Origin of the sequence: Mesorhizobium tianshanense (assembly GCF_007830515.1) — a bacterium.
In the GTDB taxonomy this organism is placed as follows: domain Bacteria; phylum Pseudomonadota; class Alphaproteobacteria; order Rhizobiales; family Rhizobiaceae; genus Mesorhizobium; species Mesorhizobium tianshanense.
This window is the reverse complement of record NZ_VLKT01000032.1, coordinates 1-20192: the sequence shown is the minus strand read 5'-3', so window position 1 is coordinate 20192 and position 20192 is coordinate 1. Positions and strand designations below refer to the sequence as shown.

At 59.5% G+C, this 20192-nt stretch carries 16 protein-coding genes and 2 pseudogenes; 6 read left to right on the top strand and 12 right to left on the bottom strand.

What is annotated here, in order from left to right:
• Positions 1-108: 108 nt before the first annotated feature.
• The 3 genes from IQ26_RS23535 to IQ26_RS23525 all read right to left on the bottom strand — a co-directional run bounded on the left by IQ26_RS23535 (position 109) and on the right by IQ26_RS23525 (position 3228).
• Positions 109-981: an isocitrate lyase/phosphoenolpyruvate mutase family protein gene (locus tag IQ26_RS23535; protein ID WP_145720720.1), complete on the bottom strand. Its 873-nt coding sequence runs from the start codon at positions 979-981 to the stop codon at positions 109-111.
• Positions 956-2140: a pyridoxal phosphate-dependent aminotransferase gene (locus IQ26_RS23530; RefSeq protein WP_145720773.1), complete on the bottom strand. Its 1185-nt coding sequence runs from the start codon at positions 2138-2140 to the stop codon at positions 956-958. Before IQ26_RS23530 ends, IQ26_RS23535 begins: the two co-directional genes overlap by 26 nt.
• Positions 2141-2316: 176 nt before the next feature.
• Complete coding sequence (locus IQ26_RS23525) at positions 2317-3228, bottom strand: LysR family transcriptional regulator (RefSeq protein ID WP_145720719.1); 912 nt, start codon at positions 3226-3228, stop codon at positions 2317-2319.
• Between the two features lie 403 nt (positions 3229-3631).
• Here IQ26_RS23525 and IQ26_RS23520 point away from each other — a divergent pair, with 403 nt between their 5' ends.
• From IQ26_RS23520 to IQ26_RS23495, 6 genes are all read left to right on the top strand, one after another.
• Positions 3632-5005, top strand: coding sequence for an ABC transporter substrate-binding protein (locus IQ26_RS23520; RefSeq protein ID WP_240547199.1), 1374 nt, complete (start codon positions 3632-3634; stop codon positions 5003-5005).
• 23 nt (positions 5006-5028) lie between these two features.
• Positions 5029-6078, top strand: a complete 1050-nt coding sequence (locus tag IQ26_RS23515; RefSeq protein ID WP_145720717.1) for an ABC transporter ATP-binding protein — start codon at positions 5029-5031, stop codon at positions 6076-6078.
• Positions 6075-7067, top strand: coding sequence for an ABC transporter ATP-binding protein (locus IQ26_RS23510; protein ID WP_145720716.1), 993 nt, complete (start codon positions 6075-6077; stop codon positions 7065-7067). Before IQ26_RS23515 ends, IQ26_RS23510 begins: the two co-directional genes overlap by 4 nt.
• Positions 7067-8002 carry an ABC transporter permease gene (locus IQ26_RS23505; RefSeq protein WP_162458056.1) on the top strand — a complete coding sequence of 312 codons (936 nt, stop codon included), beginning with the start codon at positions 7067-7069 and terminating at the stop codon, positions 8000-8002. Before IQ26_RS23510 ends, IQ26_RS23505 begins: the two co-directional genes overlap by 1 nt.
• 8 nt (positions 8003-8010) lie before the next feature.
• A complete protein-coding gene (locus IQ26_RS23500) occupies positions 8011-8874 on the top strand; it encodes an ABC transporter permease (protein ID WP_145720771.1) in 864 nt (287 codons plus the stop codon).
• A 262-nt stretch (positions 8875-9136) separates the two neighbouring features.
• Positions 9137-10663 carry an alkaline phosphatase family protein gene (locus IQ26_RS23495; RefSeq protein WP_338101635.1) on the top strand — a complete coding sequence of 509 codons (1527 nt, stop codon included), beginning with the start codon at positions 9137-9139 and terminating at the stop codon, positions 10661-10663.
• 433 nt (positions 10664-11096) lie between these two features.
• Here the strand turns inward: IQ26_RS23495 and IQ26_RS23490 are convergent, their stop codons facing one another.
• The 9 genes and pseudogenes from IQ26_RS23490 to IQ26_RS23450 all read right to left on the bottom strand — a co-directional run.
• The gene (locus tag IQ26_RS23490; RefSeq protein WP_145720714.1) at positions 11097-12197 is read right to left on the bottom strand and encodes a pyridoxal phosphate-dependent aminotransferase; all 1101 of its coding nucleotides are present in this window, start codon (positions 12195-12197) and stop codon (positions 11097-11099) included.
• A 520-nt stretch (positions 12198-12717) separates the two neighbouring features.
• Positions 12718-13332 (bottom strand): CDP-alcohol phosphatidyltransferase family protein, encoded by a 615-nt coding sequence (locus IQ26_RS23485; RefSeq protein ID WP_145720713.1) that lies wholly within the window; start codon positions 13330-13332, stop codon positions 12718-12720.
• A 16-nt stretch (positions 13333-13348) separates the two neighbouring features.
• A complete protein-coding gene (locus IQ26_RS23480; protein WP_145720712.1) occupies positions 13349-14149 on the bottom strand; it encodes a phosphocholine cytidylyltransferase family protein in 801 nt (266 codons plus the stop codon).
• A complete protein-coding gene (locus tag IQ26_RS23475) occupies positions 14146-15375 on the bottom strand; it encodes an aminotransferase class I/II-fold pyridoxal phosphate-dependent enzyme (protein WP_145720711.1) in 1230 nt (409 codons plus the stop codon). Before IQ26_RS23475 ends, IQ26_RS23480 begins: the two co-directional genes overlap by 4 nt.
• Positions 15357-16340, bottom strand: a complete 984-nt coding sequence (aepX, locus tag IQ26_RS23470) for a phosphoenolpyruvate mutase (protein WP_240547198.1) — start codon at positions 16338-16340, stop codon at positions 15357-15359. The genes IQ26_RS23475 and aepX overlap by 19 nt, the downstream gene beginning before the upstream one ends.
• Positions 16341-16869: 529 nt before the next feature.
• On the bottom strand, positions 16870-18513 hold the full coding sequence (locus IQ26_RS23465) for an MFS transporter (protein WP_145720710.1): 1644 nt from the start codon (positions 18511-18513) through the stop codon (positions 16870-16872).
• A 249-nt stretch (positions 18514-18762) separates the two neighbouring features.
• Positions 18763-19128, bottom strand: coding sequence for a hypothetical protein (locus IQ26_RS41830; RefSeq protein ID WP_208760201.1), 366 nt, complete (start codon positions 19126-19128; stop codon positions 18763-18765).
• A 270-nt stretch (positions 19129-19398) separates the two neighbouring features.
• Positions 19399-19866, bottom strand: a pseudogene (locus IQ26_RS23455) (transposase); the annotation flags it as partial.
• Between the two features lie 64 nt (positions 19867-19930).
• Positions 19931-20192 (bottom strand): annotated as a pseudogene (locus tag IQ26_RS23450) (group II intron reverse transcriptase/maturase); the annotation flags it as partial.

Below are 20192 nucleotides of genomic sequence, written 5' to 3'. Positions count from 1 at the left end.
GCCGCATGTGTTTGTTCGTCACCTCGGCCAGGCTGGGCCGCCCACCCGCAATAATCCTCGTTTCGACCATTGCCGTATCATCCGCGCTTCCCCCTTCCAGAAGTCGACCTACCGCAGGAAACGTTTCTCGTCCGCCTCGGTCCTCTCCATGCCCTGAAGCCGAAAGATTTCTTCAACCGGGACGATGTCCTTATGGACGTTCTGCACGCCACCCTCGGTGACGATGCGGCGAAAGGCGTCCTGCATGGCGGTCGTGGCGGCGCGGATGCCGTAGTTGCCGTAGATCACCATGCGGATATTGCCGAGCGCATTTATGCGGGTTGCGTCGAGATCCGGATAGGCATTCGGCACTATGGTGAGCGGCACATGGCCATCCCAGGCCCGCGCGAAGCTTTCGATCTCGGACGGATCCTTTTTCTTCGAATGGATCAGGATCATGTCGGCCCCGGCCTGCACATAGGCCCTGGCGCGCTTCAGCGCCTCCTCTTCGCCGAGACCGGCGATCAGCGCTTCTGTCCGGGCGATGACGAGGAAGTTAGGGTCGGTGCGGGTGCTGATGGCCGCCTCGATCTTGCCCTGAAACTCCTCGACCCGAAGGAGTTCCTGGCGGCCGCCGGCGGCGAGGCTGGTGACCTTCGGGAAGGTCTTGTCTTCGATGACAACCGCCGAGGCGCCGGCGCGTTCATATTCGGAGATGGCATGGATGACATTGATCGCATTGCCGTAGCCTGTGTCGATATCGGCGACGATCGGCAGCGACGACCGGCCGGCGATCGCCCGCAGCATGTCGAGGTGCTGCGTCATCGAGATGAGGCTCATGTCCCCCAGACCGTAGAGGGCGGAGAGCTCGAAGCCTGAGGCCCAGATCCCGTCGAACCCGGCTTCCTCGGCCAAGACGGCCGAAAGCGGGCTATGGGCCGCCATGATGTGGACGAGGCCGAGTTCGGCCATGCGGTCACGCAGTTGCTTCGCTTTGCTCATACGTCTTCTCGCTTTCGGACAGGGCGGTGCAGGCGGCGAGAATGCGGCCACAGGCGCGCTTCAACTCGTCCTCTGATGCGGCATAGGAAATGCGGATATAGGGTGAGGCCATGAAGCCGCTGCCGGGCACGACCGCGACGCCGAACTCTTCCAGCAGATGCATGGCGAAATCCAAGTCGTTCTCGATCACCTTGCCCTTGCCGGTCACTTTGCCGATGACACCGACGCAGGAGACGAAGACATAGAAGGCGCCGTCCGGCACGCGACACTTCAGGCCCTCTGCTTGATTGATCTGCTCGACGACGAGATCGCGGCGCTTGCGGAAGGCGGATACGAAATCGACGATGTGGTCCTGGTTGCCCGCAATGGCCTCGATCGCCGCATATTGCGAGATCGAACTGGTGTGCGACGACGTCTGGCCCTCGATCGTGTTCATGGCCTTGATGAGGTCTTTCGGACCGGCCCCGTAGCCAAGGCGCCAGCCCGTCATGGCGCTGGACTTGGAAACGCCGTTGACCGTCAGCACCCTGTCGATGAGGTCCGGCGCGGCCTCGGCCATCGTCGCGAAAGGCACGTCATAGACGAGCTTTTCATAGATATCGTCGGAAAGGACGTGGACATGGCTGTGTCGGCGCAGGACCTCGGCCAGAGCGGCCAGATCGGCCTTGGAATAGACCGCGCCGGTGGGATTGTTCGGCGAATTCAGCATCAGCCATTTGGTGCGCGGCGTGATAGCCGTTTCCAGGTGTTCCGGCTTCAGCTTGAAACCCGACCGCTCGTGGCAGGCGACGAGCACCGGTTGGCCGCCGGCGAGCCGCACCATGTCCGGATAAGACACCCAGCAGGGCGTGGGGACGATGACCTCGTCCCCGGCATCGAGGGTGGCGAAGAGGCCGTTGAAGACGATCTGCTTGGCGCCACAGCCGACGGTGATCTGGTCGATGTCATAATCGAGCCCGTTGTCGCGCGAGAGCTTCTCCCGAATCGCCTCGCGCAGCGGCTTGACGCCGGCGACCGGCGTATAGCGCGTCTTGCCATCGAGGATGGCGGCGATGCCGGCCTGCTGGACGGATTCTGGCGTGTCGAAGTCCGGTTCGCCCTGGCTCAGTGTGACGATATCGACGCCTTGTTCGCGCAAGGCGCTCGCCTTGGCGGTCATGGCTTTTGTCTGGGAGGGGCGGACGGCCTGCAGTCTTTTGGCGAGTAGCGGCAATGGACTTTCCTCAAAGCAGGGGAGTTTATGCCCAGAGCTAGATGAGGCGCCCTTAGCTCGCCAGTTTTGGCATCGCGAAAAGCGGCCAAAAGGATCGCGTTTTGCGATGTTGCGGTCAGCAATTATTTCCCGGTGTTCTCCTCCTCGGTCTTTTTCCGGCAAAGCCTAATGAGCCAACGGCAGAAGGCGCGGGCGAGATCCGGATTGCCACTGCGATCGACCGCATAGGCCCGGTACTGCATGCCGCTCGGCGCGCGCGAGCCGGGCAGCACGTCCAGGAGGCCCTGCCTGATCAGATCCGCGACGATGATATTGGGTGTGACCAGCAAGGTCTGACCGGTCGTTACCGCCGACAGGGCCAGGTAGTGGTGGTCGTAGCGTGCCCCGGAGATGATGTCCGACGTCTTCAGGTCCATGCCGCGAAGCCAGGTCGGCAGGATGTCCGGCCGCGACGTGACGGCAATCACCGGTGTGGTGCGCAGCGCTTCGAGCCCGCGGCCGGCGACACAGTCGGGCGCCCCGACGCAGACGAGTTGTTCGTCGTAGAAATCCCATCGATCTCCCGGTTCGGTCAGCGTCAGGTCTCGGGTCAGAAGCACGTCGAAGCTGTCGGTTGAGGCGGGGGCCGACAGGGTGCTGATGACGTCGACCGTGACGCCGCCCATTTCCTTCGAGAAGTCGTTCAAATTGGGAATGAGCAGCGTATAGGCAAAGGTCGAGAGCGAGGTCCTGACGACGAGCCGCTTGGCATCTTTCCCGTCACCGCGGCGCATCCGCTTTGCCGTAAAGAAAATCGTGTCGAGCGGCTCGGCAACGGCATCGGCGAATAGCCGCCCGAAATCCGTCAACTGACTCTGGCGTCCGTGCCGTTCGAGCAGCTTGGCGCCGAAATACTCTTCCAATACCGCGAGGTGGCGGCTCACCGAGCTCTGGGTGATGCCAAGGGTTTTCGAAGCCCGGGTGACGCTGTTGTCGCGTGCGACCTGCAGGAAAGCCCGAACAGCATTGAGCGAAAGATCTTTGCCGTCTGACATGGTCGGTTTTAGCCGCCTTCCTGGATTCATCCAAAGGAGCGTGTTTGTTATCGCATTATTCGATGATTGTCATGCTGTTGTAGCAATCAGAGTGAGTACTCCCGCTCGTTCTCGCCGGGCACCGAGAAGTGCCGATGGCCGTAAACAAAGAGATCCCACAGCCCGAAGCGACATCGTGCTTCGCGAAGCTACACAGGAGCCAGGTACTCACATGTTTTCGATAACGCGACGCAATCTATTGGTAGCCGGGGCGGCAAGCAGTCTTCTGGCAATGACTGGAGTACCTTCAGCGAAGGCCCAGGGCGCCGCTCGCCGGACACTTAGAATCGGCATGTCCGGCTTCCCTCCCGCCGTCGAGCCTGTTTTGTACGCTCACACCGCGACACGGCGCCTAGCGCCGCAGATGTTCGACACATTGCTCGCCTTCGACCAGACGTCCGCTATGACGTTACGTCCGGCCCTTGCGGAGCGTTGGGAACGGGTGAACGCCAAGTCAGTTCGTCTTTTCCTGCGCAAGGGTGTGAAGTTCCATGATGACGGTGAGTTCACCGCTGAGGATGTCGCCTTCACTTTAAGTCCTGAGCACCTGCTTGGGCCAGACATGGCAGGAAAGGTCACCGCCATGGAGACTCTGGACACCATCGAAAAGGTCGAGATCATCGACAGCCACACCGTCATCGTTCATGCCAAAGGCGATGATGCATTGCTCGAGAAACGGCTGGCCTCGTGGGGCTCGGAAATCGTCAGCAAGCGTGCTTTCGGAGCGGCGGGTTCCTGGGATGCCTGGACGGCTGCGCCGGTCGGAACGGGCCCGTACCGGATCGTCAGCCAATCTCTTGATGTCGAAGTCGTTCTGGCTGCTCACGATGACTACTGGGGTGGGCTGCCGCCCTTAGAAGGGATTCATTTCAGGATCATCCCGGAACTGGCTTCACGGGTGAACGCGCTCATCGCAGGCGAAGTGGACTTCATCACGGATCTCTCTCCCGACATGTTCTCGGAGATCGAGAAGCACCCCGAACTCGAAGTCTCCGGCGGCCCCGTTCAGAATATCCGCGCACTGAATATCGATACGACCGGTCCGATCCTCGGCAAGGTAGGCGTGCGCCGCGCCCTCAGCCTCGCGATCGACAGAGAGGCTATCGTCCAGGCGCTCTGGCAAGACAAGCTGCTCATTCCCAACGGCTACCAACTCCCCAGCTTCGGCGATGCGTATATCGAGGACTTCCCCGGTCTCGCATACGACCCCGACTTGGCGCGTCAACTCCTACGCGAGAGCGGCTACAATGGTGAAACAATCACCTACCGATTGCTCAACAACTATTATCCCAATCAGGTGGCCGGCGCTCAGGTCATGGTCGAGATGTGGCGGGCCGTCGGCATCAATGTCGAACTCCAGATGATGGAGAACTTCGCCCAGATCGGGAGCAAGCCGATAAACGCAATCTTCGACAGTTCAAACACCGCTACCTTCCCGGACCCGCTCGGCCACGCTTGGCGCGTCTTCGGATCATCTGGGGGGAACGTCAAAGAGGGTATCTGGAGCAATGAAGAATATTTCGGACTTGGCGAAAAGCTCAAGGAAACCGCCGATCCACAGGCGCGCCGGTCGATCATCCGCCGGATGCTCGAGATCGTCGACCGGGAAGATCCACCTTGCGTGATCCTCCACGGTTCCGGTCAGTTCTATGGCAAGCGCAAGGATATCGCCTGGGTCCCGGGGCAGACACTCGACCTGAACTTCGGTCCCTTCAACGCCGCCCACACGCAAAACTGATGACCACGCGAGCAGGGACGGCGATGGCAAATCTCGCCGGCACCGCACCAGCATCCGCTTTGCCGGCGGCTTGGTCGTCGCAACCGTTGCTCACGATCGAAGGCCTCACCGTCGACTTCAGCGGCGTCCAGGTAATTCGGGGGATCGACCTCACGGTCGCACGGGGCGAGTCAATCGGCATTGTAGGCGAATCAGGTAGCGGCAAGTCCGTTACCTGGCTTGCCGCGCTCGGGCTTCTGCCTCGCACGGCTACCGTGTCGGGAAGCATTCGGCTGGACGGGGAAGAACTACGTGGCGCAGCAGCGATGCGGCTCGACCGGATCAGGGGCGGACGCGTGGCGATGATCTTCCAGGATCCGTCGAGCGCGCTCAATCCTGTCATCCGAATTGGTCGGCAGGTTGGCGAAGTTCTCGCTCGACATCAGGGGCTGTCAGGATCGAGCATCCGGGCCGAGGCAAAACGTCTTTTTGAGCTCGTTGGCCTGCCGGACGCGGGACGTCGCTTCGACGCCTATCCCCATGAACTGTCCGGCGGTCAGAACCAGCGGGTCATGATCGCCACGGCGCTCGCCGGGAAGCCGGACGTCCTGGTTGCCGACGAGCCGACCACCGCGCTCGACGCGACAATCCAGGCCCAGATACTGGACCTCTTGACCACCGTTCGGCGCGAGACGGGCATGGCTCTTGTTCTCATCAGCCACGATCTCGGCGTCGTTTCCGAAACCTGCGAACGCATTATGGTCATGTATGGCGGCCTCGTCGTCGAGACGGCGCCGTCAGAATCGATTTTTGCAAGTCCGCGGCATCCCTATACGCAGGGGCTTCTTGCGGCCTTGCCGCCTTTCGAAGGCGCGTTGCGACGGCTCATTCCCATCGAGGGGCAGGTGCCGGAGCCGGCAACCATGCCTCCGGGGTGCCCGTTTGCGCCCCGTTGTCCGCAACGTATGGCGGTTTGTGAAGTAACCATTCCGCCACTCGCGCAAACCGAAGCCGGCCGCTTCTCCGCCTGCATAGCAGGGCCCGCCACGGAGGCCCAGCAGCCCTTAAAACTCAAGACAAGCGTGCTGGCATGACTGCAAGCATTCTTGACCTGCACGGCATTTCGCGCAGCTATTCGACGCGGCAGGGTCTCTTCGGAAAAAAAGTGCCTGTCCATGCTGTCGATGAAGTCTCACTGTCTCTGAAAGAGGGGCAGACGCTGGCTCTCGTCGGCGAATCCGGTTCGGGAAAATCAACCACAGGACGGATCGCGCTCGGCCTTGAACGGCCGAACAGCGGATATGTGCTCTTCCGCGGTACTGAACTGCCGGCCGCCGATACACCAGCGTGGCGCCGTATGCGAGCGCAAATGCAAATGATCTACCAGGATCCGCTCGCTGCGCTGGACCGCCGACTGTCGATCATTGATCAGGTCCGGGAACCACTGGACATCCATGACATCGGGTCTGCATCGAAGCGTAACAACAAAGCGCTGGCTATGCTCGACGCGGTTGGCCTGAATGCGAGTCATGCCACGAGCCTGCCTTATCAACTGTCGGGTGGGCAGCGTCAGCGTGCTGTTCTTGCTCGGGCGCTGATCATGCAACCGGCGTTGCTGGTCTGCGACGAGCCGGTCTCGGCTCTCGACGTTTCGATCCAGGCCCAGGTCGTGAACGTCCTCATGGACCTTCAGAAGGAATTGCGTCTCAGTCTCCTCTTCATCAGTCATGATCTGAAAGTGGTTCGCCAGGTCAGTCAGCGTATGGCTGTGATGTATCTCGGCCGTATCGTCGAATTTGGCGAGACACATCTTCTGCTCTCGAGCCCCACCCACCCCTATACTAAGGCGCTTGTCTCAGCGGTACCTGTTGCAGGCCGGCGCACCCGCGAGCGCATCATACTCAAAGGTGAACCACCCAACCCTGCAGCCCGTCCGACCGGCTGCGCGTTCCACCCTCGCTGTGCCATCGCGCGGCCGGAGTGCGTGAGGGTCTCCCCCACATTCTCAACTCTGCCGGACGGACGCTCCGTTGCCTGTCATGCCGTGCATACCAACCCGCCGACCAAGGAGGTTGGATCCTGATGTTTCGGTTTTTTGCTATCCGTGTCTTACGTGCCGTTCTGACAGTCGCGCTGGTGGTCACGTTCGCCTTCATCGTGCTCAGGCTCTCGGGAGATCCGGCCCGCAGCATCATGGGGGACGACGCCTCGCCCGAGGCCATGGCCGCCTTTCGCCGGGAGTGGGATCTGGATCAGCCACTTTGGATGCAGTATCTCCATTACTTCGCAGCAATCTTTCAAGGCGAGTTCGGCCGTTCGATGCGTGGAGGCGGGCCCGCGCTTGATCTTGTCCTGGGACGTATCCCGGCGACCCTCATGCTGACCCTGCCTGCGCTCCTGATGAAGTTGGCGATTGGCATTCCAGCCGGTATCTATGCCGCTTTGCATAGGGACAGCGCCATTGACCGCGCCGTCATGGTCACGGCGGTCGCAGGTTATACGGTACCAAGCTTTGTCCTCGGCCTCGTATTGGTTCAAGTCCTTGCAATCTGGTTTGCCTGGCTGCCGACCGGCGGCACCGGCAGTTTGCAGCATCTCATCCTGCCGATCATCACTCTAGGCGTTGGCGGCGCCGCGGTGCTTGCCCGATTCGTTCGAAGTGCAATGCTGGAGGTGCTGGGGCAGCCCTACATCCGTACCGCCAGCGCAAAGGGAATCCCCTGGGCCGCGGTTGTGCGTGGTCACGCGCTGCCGAACGCCGCGATTCCAACCGTTACCATTGTCGGCTTCATGGTTGGCAATCTGATTGCGGGTTCGGTTGTGGTCGAGAGCGTGTTCTCCTGGCCGGGTGTCGGCAATCTGCTGGTCGTGTCGGTGACAGCCCGCGATCTGGCGGTCGTGCAATGCATTCTCCTGCTGGTCGCCGTCGCAATGGTGCTTTCCAATCTCATCGTGGACTTCCTCTACGGCTTCCTCGACCCGCGCCTGGCCGAAGCCAACTCCTCCGGAGGACACTGAGAATGAACATGATGGAAAAAGTGAGCGAAACGGCAGCTGGCACGCGGAAGAACACCGAACACCAACCAATCCCATTCACCGTCATCGCCAGCCTGCTCTGGATTGTTTTTGTCATTGGTATAGCGCTGCTCGCCGATCAAATCGCTCCGTACCGATACACCGCTCTTGATCTGCCAAACCGGTTGGCTTCGCCATTCCATCCGCAGCATCTGCTTGGAACGGACGAACTGGGACGCGATATTCTATCGCGATTGATCGTGTCCGTTCGTATCTCAGTTCTGGTCGCTCTGGCGGCAACGCTGATTTCGGCGTGCTTCGGCACGACCATGGGCTTTGCGGCGGCCCACTTTCGAGGTCGGGTCGAACAGTTCATCCTGATGCTCGCTGACTTCCAGGCAGCCATGCCATTCCTCATCCTTTCCCTGTCGGTCCTTGCGTTTTTCGGGAACGCTTTGCCGTTGTTCATTGGACTGATGGGGCTTTACGGCTGGGAGCGCTATGCCCGTATCGCACGCGGGCTTGCGATCGCCGCCAGTGCGCAAGGCTACGCCGGCGCCGCCCGTCAATTGGGTGCGAGCCCAATGCAGGTATATCTGCGGCACATCCTCCCGAATATCTCATCGACGCTCATTGTTTCCATGACACTGACCTTCCCGGAGATCATCCTCATGGAAAGCAGCCTGTCCTTTCTGGGCCTTGGCGTTCAGCCCCCGATGACGAGCCTCGGAAACATGCTCGGCTATGGCCGGGAGTATATGACACGTGCGCCATGGATCATGTTTGCGCCAGCTGCGCTGATCGTTACGACGACCCTCTCCATCAGCCTGTTGGGCGACTGGCTGCGCGACCGGTTGGACAAGGGACTGCAGTAACGTGGGAACGCAGCGAAGGCTGCCGCCTCATCAGGGACAAGAGGATCAAACAGATGCAAGGTTTCACAAATGAAACGATTGTATTGGAGCGTGGGGCAATCGGTTGCTCGAACGAAACGACGGAAATTGAGCCCGGCATGGTGCTCCCATATGAGTGGCCCTGGTATGTCCGCGGTCTCGGAGCGTTCATGTTGGAAAATCAATTCATTATCGGCGCCGAGTCTTCCGAACCATTCTGGTCTTTGTCGCGTGACCTCGCGATATGCGACTGCTGCGAAATGGCGTCTTTGTCAACGTGAACTGCGAGATACACGGTATGCGCTTCCTCATCGTCAGTTTCGACGGCCTGCGCCCTGACCTAGTCGCACCCGACCTGACGCCGAACCTCTGCCGTCTACAGGCCCAAGGCATCACTCTGTCGAACCATCGCACGGTCTATCCAAGCGAAACCCGCTCGGCCTTTCCCAGCTTGGTGACCGGTTCGACCACGAGCCGGCACGGCATGGTTGGGAACATATATGTCGACCGTTCAGTCACTCCGTCCCGCTACATCGACACAGCAGACGCGGTTCTCCTGCGCAAGCTTGACCTGGAAAGCGGTGGGCGGCTGATGTCCACACAGACACTGGGGGAAATCCTCGCTTCGGCCGGTCGGAGTCTTGCCGTCTTGGCCACCAACTCGCCCGGCACAACGCGCTTTTTCCACCACAAGGCGGAGGATTTCGGGCATGTTCGGCTCTCGGGGCATTTCCGCGAGGCCTGCACGCCGGACGATCTGCTGGCTGAAGCCGAAGAGCTTGTGGGGCCGTTGCCGCCGAAACCGCCCAGCACTAAGCCTGACAAGGCCGGCCAAGACTGGATCACTTCAGCATTTCTCGATGTCATTTGGCCGAAATATCGGTCGGACGTCACGGTCCTCTCCTACGGCGAGCCAGACCTCAGCTCGCACTTCCACGGCACAGGCGCTGAGGTGACTCGGGCCATCATCGCGCATTGCGACCGCCAGTTTGGCCGGGTGCTCGACTGGTGGGAAGCGGAGGGACGTGCTGAAGGCGTACAGATCATCGCGATCTCCGACCACGGACACATCACGGGTCATACCCAGGTTTCGGTCGTCGAGCGCCTGCGCGATGCGGGCTACCGACCCGGTACGGCACCCGCACCGGATGTCGATGTCGTGGTGGTGCCCGGGCAGGTCGGCGCGCTCTATCTCCCTGACCCAAGCGACGAACGGATCGCTCGGATCGTGGCCACGATCACCGGCGAGCCGTGGTGCGGGCCGGTCTTTACCCGCGCTAAGAATGATATCGAGGGCATCGCCCTCGGCAGTCTCGGCAGCCACCTTGTTTTCATCGATCATGTCCGCGCGCCGGACGTGTCCTTTTGCTTCCGCGCGAATGACAGTGTCGATCCATTCGGCCTTGTCGGCGGCACGTTCTACGAAAACAGCCGCCGTGCAGGCCTCGGCGTTCATGGTGGTCTTCATCCTAGGGAACTGGTCGCCCTCGGTGTTGTTGCCGGTTCGGCTTTCCCCGGGCAGGGGGCCGTTTCCGTGGTCCCATCTGGGATCTGCGATTTCGCACCGACCATTCTGCACCTCTTGGAGATAGCGCAGCCGGAAAGCATGACCGGCCGGGTTCTGACCGAAGTTGTGGAGCCAGGTCAGAAGGCCGCCCCCGAAAGTCGCAGTGAAGCTTTTGATGCGGGGCTTGGCCGTTTCAGGCAGGTTCTTCGGCGTGTCCAGGTCGGAGCCTCGACCTACATCGAGAGCGGAACGGCGGAATGGTAGGGCCACATGTTTGGGCGGAGGCAAGCCTTCGACGAAGGAAAAGGCGACCATGAGCGTGATGCGCCGATGCCTGTTGCGCCTTTCCAACGCGACAACCACTCGTATGCCATGTTCCAGCTCGGCTTGGACGCATGCGCGCTGAGGCCAATGGGCAGGTTCCACTCCACTCCACCCAGATATCGTCGAAAGCTTCTCTTTGACGTCGCTGAGATAGATTGAGATGGAAAGGAGATTCTACTTGCCAGTCCCTTGTTCCTGCAACTATCGATCCAGCCCTGTTTGCTCGGCGATGTCGCCGTTGTATACGCCGGCGGTCGCGACCGCTGTCAGCGGGACCAAAAGCCGATCCCGAGCTTCTCCCCCGGGGCCACACCTGGGACACGCTGGATTTTCCATTGGATTGCCATTTTTCTTTCTCCGTTTCGTACCGACACTACGTTTCGGCGACCTCCTGAAGGCGCTCTACAAGAAGCCTGTTTTCGTCGAACGTCCGCGCAGCAATACGCAGGTACCGAGTTCCATTGCTGAGCGTTTTAGCCCCGCTGTGGCGAATCAGGACCCGATGGTGCGCAAGGAGCTTTTCCGCGAGCGCGGCTCCATCTGGCCAATCATCTGGAAGGCGGCAGAAGACGAAGTTTGCATCGGGCCGAAGTACATGCATATCAGGGATCTTTGCGAGTTCTGAATAGAGCTGGTCGCGATCCCGGCGCACCTGAGTCCAGCTTTCCTCCGCTTCGCGCTGGTAGCTCGGCAGAGCGTGGAGGAAAAACTCTCCTAAAGTACTTACATTCCAAGCTGGCAAATTTCTCCGCACGGATGATATCAGCTTTTGATCGCTTGCGAGCATGTAACCGAGACGTAGTCCGCAAACGCCGAATATCTTCCCGAGGCTTTTGAATATCACCAGGTTTGGATATTCTTGGACTCTGTCCTCGATACTTCCGGATGCACCCTCTGGGGTGAATTCGACGAACGATTCATCGACGATGATTCGAATATTTCGCGCTAAAAGTATTTTTGTGAGGTCGAGAAGCTCCTGCCGCAAAACTCCCCTAGAGGTTGGATTGTTCGGCGAAATGACAACGACCGCGTCGGCGTTATGCGCTATTGCATGCCAGGCGAACTTCTCGACATCGAGCTCGAAGTCCGGAGCAGGTAAAGGAAACCGCGCCAGTCGTTCGGGCGACACCACCTGCTCGTATGGATTGAAGGTCGGTGTCGGAACGGCTAAGCGCCAGTTTAGCGCTTGGATGCTCGCATGAATCAGTTCCGCAACGCCATTGCCAACAGCGAGGTTCCGCGGATCTTGGGAAATCAAGCTGCCCAACTGCTCAGCAAGATGTGGCTGCGGTGACGGATAGCAACTGATGAGCTCGGGAAGCCGCTCGCCAAGCGCGGTATAGAAACCATGGGGCGGAAAGTATAGATTTACCAGCAGAACATGATCGGTGATACCATAGCGCCAATATCCGCCGGGAAAATCATGAACGAGTGAACGACTGAGGGGCTCGCTAGGCAAAGGTGTAGGTTGCATAATCTAGGCCTCCATATCTATCCAATTTTGGTTCGGTCCAGATTGACCGACCCGTCCACGCATGGGTGTGATAGAGTGTGATGACTTTCCCAGCTACGCGATCCAGCACAGGTTTTAAGGATCTCGCCCCAGCGTTCGCAGCCGATTGGCTCGGGACATCGTGGTAGGACCTCCACATGTCCAAGTAGGTGGCCGCCCTCCTCGCCTCATAATGCGGCATGGCAATCGAAAGCACTTGCCGAATCCGCCCGGTTTAGTGTGCACTATCTGATCCGACATTCCCTTGCTCGGTTCGATTGCGTAACCATGCAAACCCCGTTGGGCCAACATGCCGGTGAGCTTCCCGCCCCGACATCTGCAACGACTGCGCCCGGTCGTCTTGCCAGGATGAAAGAGGAGATCACATCGAGCGCTACCGCCGCATAAAGAGGGCAGCTAACATAGTGTTCGGCGACAGCGCCTAGATCGCCCATTTGCGAGCCCCTTTACCGTGAGGTGAGAGACGGACTGCTTCGGCTGGCTACCCCGCAGAAAAGCCGCGATAAGCTAGGAATATTGATGCCACGACCGCGAAGACGGTGACCGCTGCATACATTGTGCGATTCATACTTGGCACGGCGATGGGCAGCACGTGCAGAACTGCAAGCAACAAGAAGAGTCCGCATGTAGCAGTGTTCCACAGTGGGACAGGAATCCACGCTGAGATAAGCATAAGAACTGCCATGAGCGGAACGTCGTAAGAAAGCGGAACGCCGGTGAAATACCCTTTTGCGGACATCCCGAAATTGCTGAAATAACTCAATCGCAAAGCACCAGCGAGTATTAGAGCGAGCCCCGTTACAAACGGCAAGACACCGCCTGTTCCGATTTGCATTAGTACCGCAGCCGGAATGACGGCGCCGTACAGGAGGTCAGCAAATCCATCCAGACTCTTCCCCATATTGGCCGTCTCTGCCGACCGGTTTTTCGTTCGCTTCGCGACCACTCCGTCGAAATGGTCTGCTAAGACCGCCCAGAGCGCTGCCGCGATGGCAAGCTCCGGTTTGCCCGATTGCGCAAAATAGAGCGCGGTTCCTGATGCCAGGAGGCCAAGCATCGTGATCTGGTTCGCGCGGTCTGAGAGATAGATGAACATTGGAAGCCCTCCGATCCTATCTCGACACGATTTGATGCCGGAAAAGGGGATCCGCATAAGGTGAAAATATGTCTTCTGCAGTTCTTAGATCGGCCTCGCTGTCTATCTCGTACCATCGCAGCTCATCGCAGCGGGCAGCCGCAAGCCGGAGGCCGCGGCTTTCGATGAGATGAGCAAGAAGCTCCTCCATGTAAGCCTTGATCGCACCGGAACCGATGAGATCATCAAGGGCAGGCACGATTATCGTGCGCAGCGTGGCGTCGGAGAAGCGAATGAGATTCATTGTCTTGAAGAGAGGCGGGCCGCCGGAAACTAGGTCCGCAGCTGTTTGTGTAAGCCGAACCTCGGAAATAAATCCGCCTTCGGACAAGATTACTGCAGAGCCCTCCATCGACCGATGGAAAGGCGCTACTGCGGCTGAATTCGCCGCGTCATCTATTGTCAAGCGCCGAAGCGCGTCCTCCTCAAAGAAGACGTCGCCCTCGAGAAGATAGCAGTCTCCCGATAGTAACGCGTCGCGTGCCAGCCAGAGCGAATAGGCGCTGCCCGTGCGGTCGAAGACCGTCGACTCGACATAATTGATATCGAGCCCACCGAAGCGTCGGCCGCAGGAATATTGGATCGCGTCTTTGCGATAGCCGACGACGATCGTCACCTCCCGCACGCCGACTGCCTCGAGGTTCCGCAAGGCGTTGTGAAGGATCGGCGTGCCATTGACTTCGACCAGCGGCTTCGGCCTCAGATCGGTGAGCGGACGCAGGCGCGAGCCAAACCCGGCGGCAAGAATCACCGCCTTTCTCGGAGCAATTGCAGTCATGGGTCTAAGCCTTTTTGGTTGCTGCGACGATTCCTTCGGTTCCAGGCGTTAAGGACGCTGACCACACGCTCAAGGCCCGGCTCGAGTTGCTCCGGCGGAATGCCATAGGAGAGCCTGAGCCCCATGGGATCGCCGAAGGCAGTGCCTGACACGCCGGCCACGCCGGCCTGCGCGAGCAGTGCGGCCACGATGTCGTCGGCCGTCCTGGCGCGACCATTGGCGAGCGTCGGCCGCAACAGGCCGGACAGATCGAGATAGAAATAGATCCCGCCCTGTGCTTCAGGTATCGGCACGCGCCGCAGCTCGGAGAGGGCGGTGAGCCCAGCCTGCCGCGCCGCCGTCAATTGACCCTTGAGCCGGGCTTCAAAGGCGCCATCTCCCTCACGGAGGTGGTGCAGCACGGCGTGCTGGGCAACGACATTCGGGTTCGATGTCGTGTGCGACTGAAGCGCCTTGACAGCCGAGATCAGTTCCTTCGGCGCAGCGAGATACCCGATGCGCCAGCCGGTGAGGGCCAGGCTTTTGGAGAAGGCATTGACGATCACCGTCCGAGCTCGGACCTCCGGGGCCAGTGACACGACCGGATGATGCCGATGGCCATCATGGGTGAAGGGGCCGTAACATTCATCGAAGATGATCCAGAGGTCCCGATCCATCGCCAGCTGGGCGATGCCCGAAAGAGTCTCCGCGTCGTAGACGGCGCCGCTGGGGTTGGCGGGCGTGTTGACGACGATGGCCCGGGTCATCGGCGTGATGACGCGTTGGATGTCGTCGATCTGTGGAACGTAGCCGTTTCCTCGCGTGTCGATATGGACTGGGGTGCCGCCGGCGATCTGGACCTGCGCTGGGAATGTCGTCCAGTAGGGTGCGGGAATGATGACCTGGTCGCCGGGATTGATCAGCGTCATCGCCACGTTGAAAAGAGCCTGCTTGGCGCCGTTCGTCACGGCGAGCTCGTCGGCCCGCCAGAGCTGCCCTGTCTCGACCGATACCTTCCGTGCCAGCGCCTCGCGCAACTCCATCAAACCGATGGTGTCAGTGTAGCGGTTCAGGCCTTGTCGAATCGCCTCGATCGCTCCGTCCCGGATCGTCGGTGCCAGATCGCTCCAGATCTCGCCGGCCGTGAGATCAACAATCTCTATCCCGGCATCAGCAGCCGCCTTTGCTGCAGCGCGCGCTGCTGCCGTGCCGCTTGAGCCGAACAAGCTCATCCGTCGCGCAAGCATGTGCACCCTCCGCAACCAAGTTTGGTTGGTTCTTTCAATGCCTGGGGCTGTGTGATGTGCTTCGGCAGATACCGCCCTTCCGCCTGAGCCAGTTCGTCGTAGCCGATCAGGCTGAACAACTCGTCGAGGCCGGCAACCTGGTCCTCGATCCCGGCGATGCTTTCTTCCGACCAGATGCGGACGCAGATGTCTCGCATGCCAGCGATCGCCGCCCGCATCGAATGGTTGGCCCAGATGACGGCCGAAATGCCGGCGCCACGATAGACCGAAGCCGGTGTTTTGTAGTATTTGGTGGGGACGATGACGACCGGCAGCTTGTTGTTCCATTCCTTGGCGAAGGTCAGGATCTCGTCTGCGACGGCCTCGCGGGAGTGGATGAGAATTGCGTCGGCGCCGGCTTCTGCATAAGCTTCGGCCCGGGACAGCGCCTCATCGAGACCGTGACCGGCGATCAGCGCCTCGATCCGCGCGACGACGACGAAATCCGGTCCCGTCGTGTCTTTCACGGCCTTGAGCCGGCCGCAGAATTCGTCAATGTCAGCGAGCAGATGCCGATCGCCGACGAAGGAGTTCATTTTCGGGAATCCCTTGTCTTCAAGGCAGACGCCGCTGGCGCCTCGTTGCTCAAGCTTCCGCGCGACCAAGCGAGCATTGTTGAAATTTCCGAAGCCGCTGTCACCGTCGACAAGAACAGGGACGTGCGTCGCATCGACCATGCGCTCGACGACGTCGACGACTTGCGTCCAGCTCGCTTCGTTGGCGTCCCGATAGCCAAGCGCCGAGGCGATGGAAAGACCAGAGGCCCAGAGCCCGCGAAAGCCGGCACGCTCGGCAATCGCTGCTGAAAGCCCATCATGCGCTTCCATCAAAAATGTCAGGTCGTTGGAAAGAATGAGCTCGCGAAGGGTCGTCGATGACGCCGTCACCGGCAAGACTTCCGCCCCGAACGAAATCGCCTTGCTCATTGTATGACCTCCTCCATAAACTCAGGTCCAATGAACTCGGTGAAACGGGACGATTACTCATCGTCGCCCTGACCTCGCTGCAGAAAAGTCCTTTGGCCTACACATGCACAATGGTCGTGAGATCCGCTGGAAGCGGCTCTGTGCCGGAGCGCATGTTACAGTTCAAGTGGCAAGAACCATGCCAGCTAAAAAGCCGTTGTTATTGCAATAGGTTGGCTTTGCGCGGCTGGTCCGTTTGTTAGCGACGATACAATTCTGTCGGGATCGCGACAGTGGACAAGCTACCTGATTTGCGCGGTCCTTTTACGTGGATATGTTCGTTAGAAATTTTGGAGACTACCTCTGATTCCGTATAATGTGAGGAGTCTTTGTAGTGTTATTCGGCTTTTTTTGCCAAATTCGCACAAGATTGCAGTGTGGAACGTCAGTCTACAGATCTGTTCCTGCAGAGAGGGCACCGTGCGAACCTTGTGCTCTGGCAGCCCAGGGGTATTGCGCCTGTTCATCGGCTAACAGCTTCATCATGACGTCACCTCGGAGGACGAGAAAAGATTGTTGAGGCACGGGTACGAGCTGCCTCGGTGGTTCGTTCGATCGAAAGCACTGTGTGAGGAGAAAGCTCTCCATCATGCAAGGCGAGAAGGTGCTGGCCTACTTCCTTGTCCGCTGCCGTGAGCCGATGATTCAGGCGAAGAAAGTCCATCCAGGTCGGCGTGCGGAATGTCTCTGTCCAAAGTGAAGGCGTTTGAAGGTTGCGCTGGAGCGTCCAGTTTCGTGCACCGGCACGGCTAAGAGCGTGGCGCTTTGCGCGCATGCAGCCGAGAAAGGCGTCGATATTCTTATCGGATATAAGATACTCGACCTTGGCAACGATCGGGCCACTCCTGGGCTTCAGATCGAGTGCCAGTTCCGGTGCCCGAAAATCCGAACTTTCTTGATCTGATTCTTCCCAAGGACGTATGGGCAAAACTATCCCCACCGCCGCAACCAGCAACAGAGCCCCTGCGGCACCCATCAATGCCCAGGTCAACGAGTAGTTCTGGGCGACAGAACCCCAAATCCAGCTGCCGGCAGCCATACCGCCAGCGCTCAAGGCGTAGTAGATCGAGAGCGTGCGGCCGACAACCCACCTTGGGCTTGCCAGCTGCACCGATACGTCAATGCCCGTCCAGGTGATAAGCCAACCCGCGCCACCGAGTGCTAGCGAAATGGCCGCCACAGCGACCGACGATGTAAATGCAAGGGAAAGGCAACATGTTGCACAAGCGACAGAGGCAAACGCCACCAGCCTGTTTTGAGACGTGATCCGCCTCAGGAAGCCGTTGCTCATGCCCGCGATGAAAGCACCCATGCCGAAGCCGGCCAGCAGAATGCCGTAGACGATTGGCCCGCTTTTCAACTGATCCCGGACGACGAGAGGGAGCAGCGCGAGGATGGAGATGCTGGCCAACCCGAAAAGGGTTGCACGGGCGATCGCCGCCCTGATCTCCAAGGACATCGCCGTGAAGCGGACTCCGTCGTGAATCGCCGTCGCCATTCTCTCGCGAGGGAGAGGCGAAGAGCGAACTTTCCATTTGGTGCGCCATATTGCGCTTAGCGGCGCCAGATCACTCAGCGCGGCCAAGGCGAAAGCGGCCAGGGGTCCAAAGAATGCCAGGATTACGCCCCCCAAAGCCGGACCAACGCTACGCACAATGTTGTACCCGACAGACAAAAGCGTCACCGCAGCCGGAATGTCGCGCTTGTGAAGGATATCGCCAACGGAAGCATGCCAGGCCGGATCATTCAAAGCGAATCCGCAGCCGGCCAGGAAACCCAGTCCGAGTATCAGCCAAGGATGGACAAATCCTAGACCCACCGAAATCATCAGCGTCGTTGATGCCAATGCTATCAAGCAGTGCCCCGTAAACATCACCCATCGGCGGCTGAAGTTATCGGCGATGGCGCCGGCGAGAATTGAGAGGAGGAACACCGGTAATGTGGATGCGGCCTGAACGAGTGCGACCATCAGGTCGGAAGCCGAAATGGTGACCATGAGCCAACTGATGGCAACTGTTTGCACGAGCCATCCGAGGCTGGATATCTGTGTAGATATCCAGATCGAACGAAACACCTGGTTCCGAAGCGGGACAAGCGTCGTTGGAACGGACGGATGAGGATCTTCGTGCTGCATACGTATTTTACCTTCAACGAGCCGATTATTCAATTCACGGCTGCCACTACTGCCAGTTTGTTCTTGCGATGTTGAGCAATGGGTCAGTACTTCCAGGCATGACCGAGTACCCGCTTCCGCATGCTCTAAAGTTCACCCTTGGAGTCGACATTTCGGTTTAGGATGACGCGCTCAATCCCGAGTTCTTAGTAGCAGAGATCAGAGTCGGAAGTGCCGCCTTGAGCCATAGCGGACTGCGCGGGGCGAATCTCAGTTTTGATGAGCGCGAATTTCCTGCCTCCTTTGCGGTCGCGCGCCCCGGCTGCGGCGTGTCCGGCCAACCTCGTCGACGCTCAGCACGACCGGAATCTTGCGCGGTTCGCGCGCGTAACGGATCCTCTCCCGAATCATCGACTTCCCCTGCGTCACGTCGTACCAGAACCGGAGGGCGCACACGACCTGGTTCAGTGCCGGCCATGAGATGCCGATGGAGACCAGATCTATACCTTGGCAGGTGCGCACGTCCTCCAGTCGAGCCGGCCCGGCGAACGGTGCAAAAATGTTCCGATCATGCGTCGATGAAGAGGGCTCATCTCGGCCATTGGCCGATCTCCTGTCTGAGAGGTGAATGCCCACGATCTTTTTCAGCCAGGAGGCGCCTTAGTCGACTCGCCCTTCACGCCCCTGCTAGCGGCTTCGTTCTTGGTCAACGTATCCTAATCGCGTACCAAGAGTTCGTGCTCATCCAGTTGATGAGCGCTGGTTCCGGTTGTCTGAACAGTTTCCCGCGAATGATAAGTGGCGTTCCGCCGGGTTTCGTTCATTCGATTGCGCCGGGTGTTGGGTGTGACGCAGGGAGGGCGATAGCCCGACCGTAGTCGCATCCAACACCCGGCGGCGGAAAACTCATGCCGCCGCCATGAAGGGCGTCGGATCGAAGTAGGCCTCGTCGGGCGTGCGCCGGTCAAGGCTGGAATGGGGGCGCAGTCGATTATAAAAATCCAGATATCGGCCAAGCGAGGCGCGCGCCACGCCGACGCTGTCGTAGGCATGCAGATAGACTTCTTCATACTTGACCGATTTCCAGATGCGCTCGACGAAGACATTGTCGCGCCATGCGCCCTTACCATCCATGCTGATCGCGATTTCGTTGGCGATCAGAACGTCGGTGAAGGGCTCGCTGGTGAACTGGCTACCCTGATCGGTGTTGAAAATGCCGGGCGCGCCATATTTTGTCAGGGCTTCCTCCAGCGCCCCGACACAGAAGTCCGCTTCCATCGTGATCGACACGCGATAGCTGAGCACGCGCCGGCTGAACCAGTCGACGACGGCGGCCAGATAGACAAAGCCGCGCGCCATCGGGAGTGGAGTAAGAAGCGCGGATGCGCTTCTCCTCCCCGAACCGTACGTGCACCTTTCAGCGCATACGGCTCTCTATTCAATCTTGGCCCATGGCCATAGCAACATCATGATAGTTTGAGGTGACGGTGCTGCGAGATTCGCTCCGGAAGATGTATGGATTGGCCTCCGGATTCCGCCACCGGAACTGCGCCTTGGGACTGGATACCATTCGGCGCAGCGCCTTGCCGACGCGGTCTCCACGGTCACTTCGTTCATAAACAAGCCAGGTCTTTGCCTTGCCTGCCTCCGGCGCTCGATACCAGCTCCGCATCAATGGCTTGATGCGTGACCGATATTTT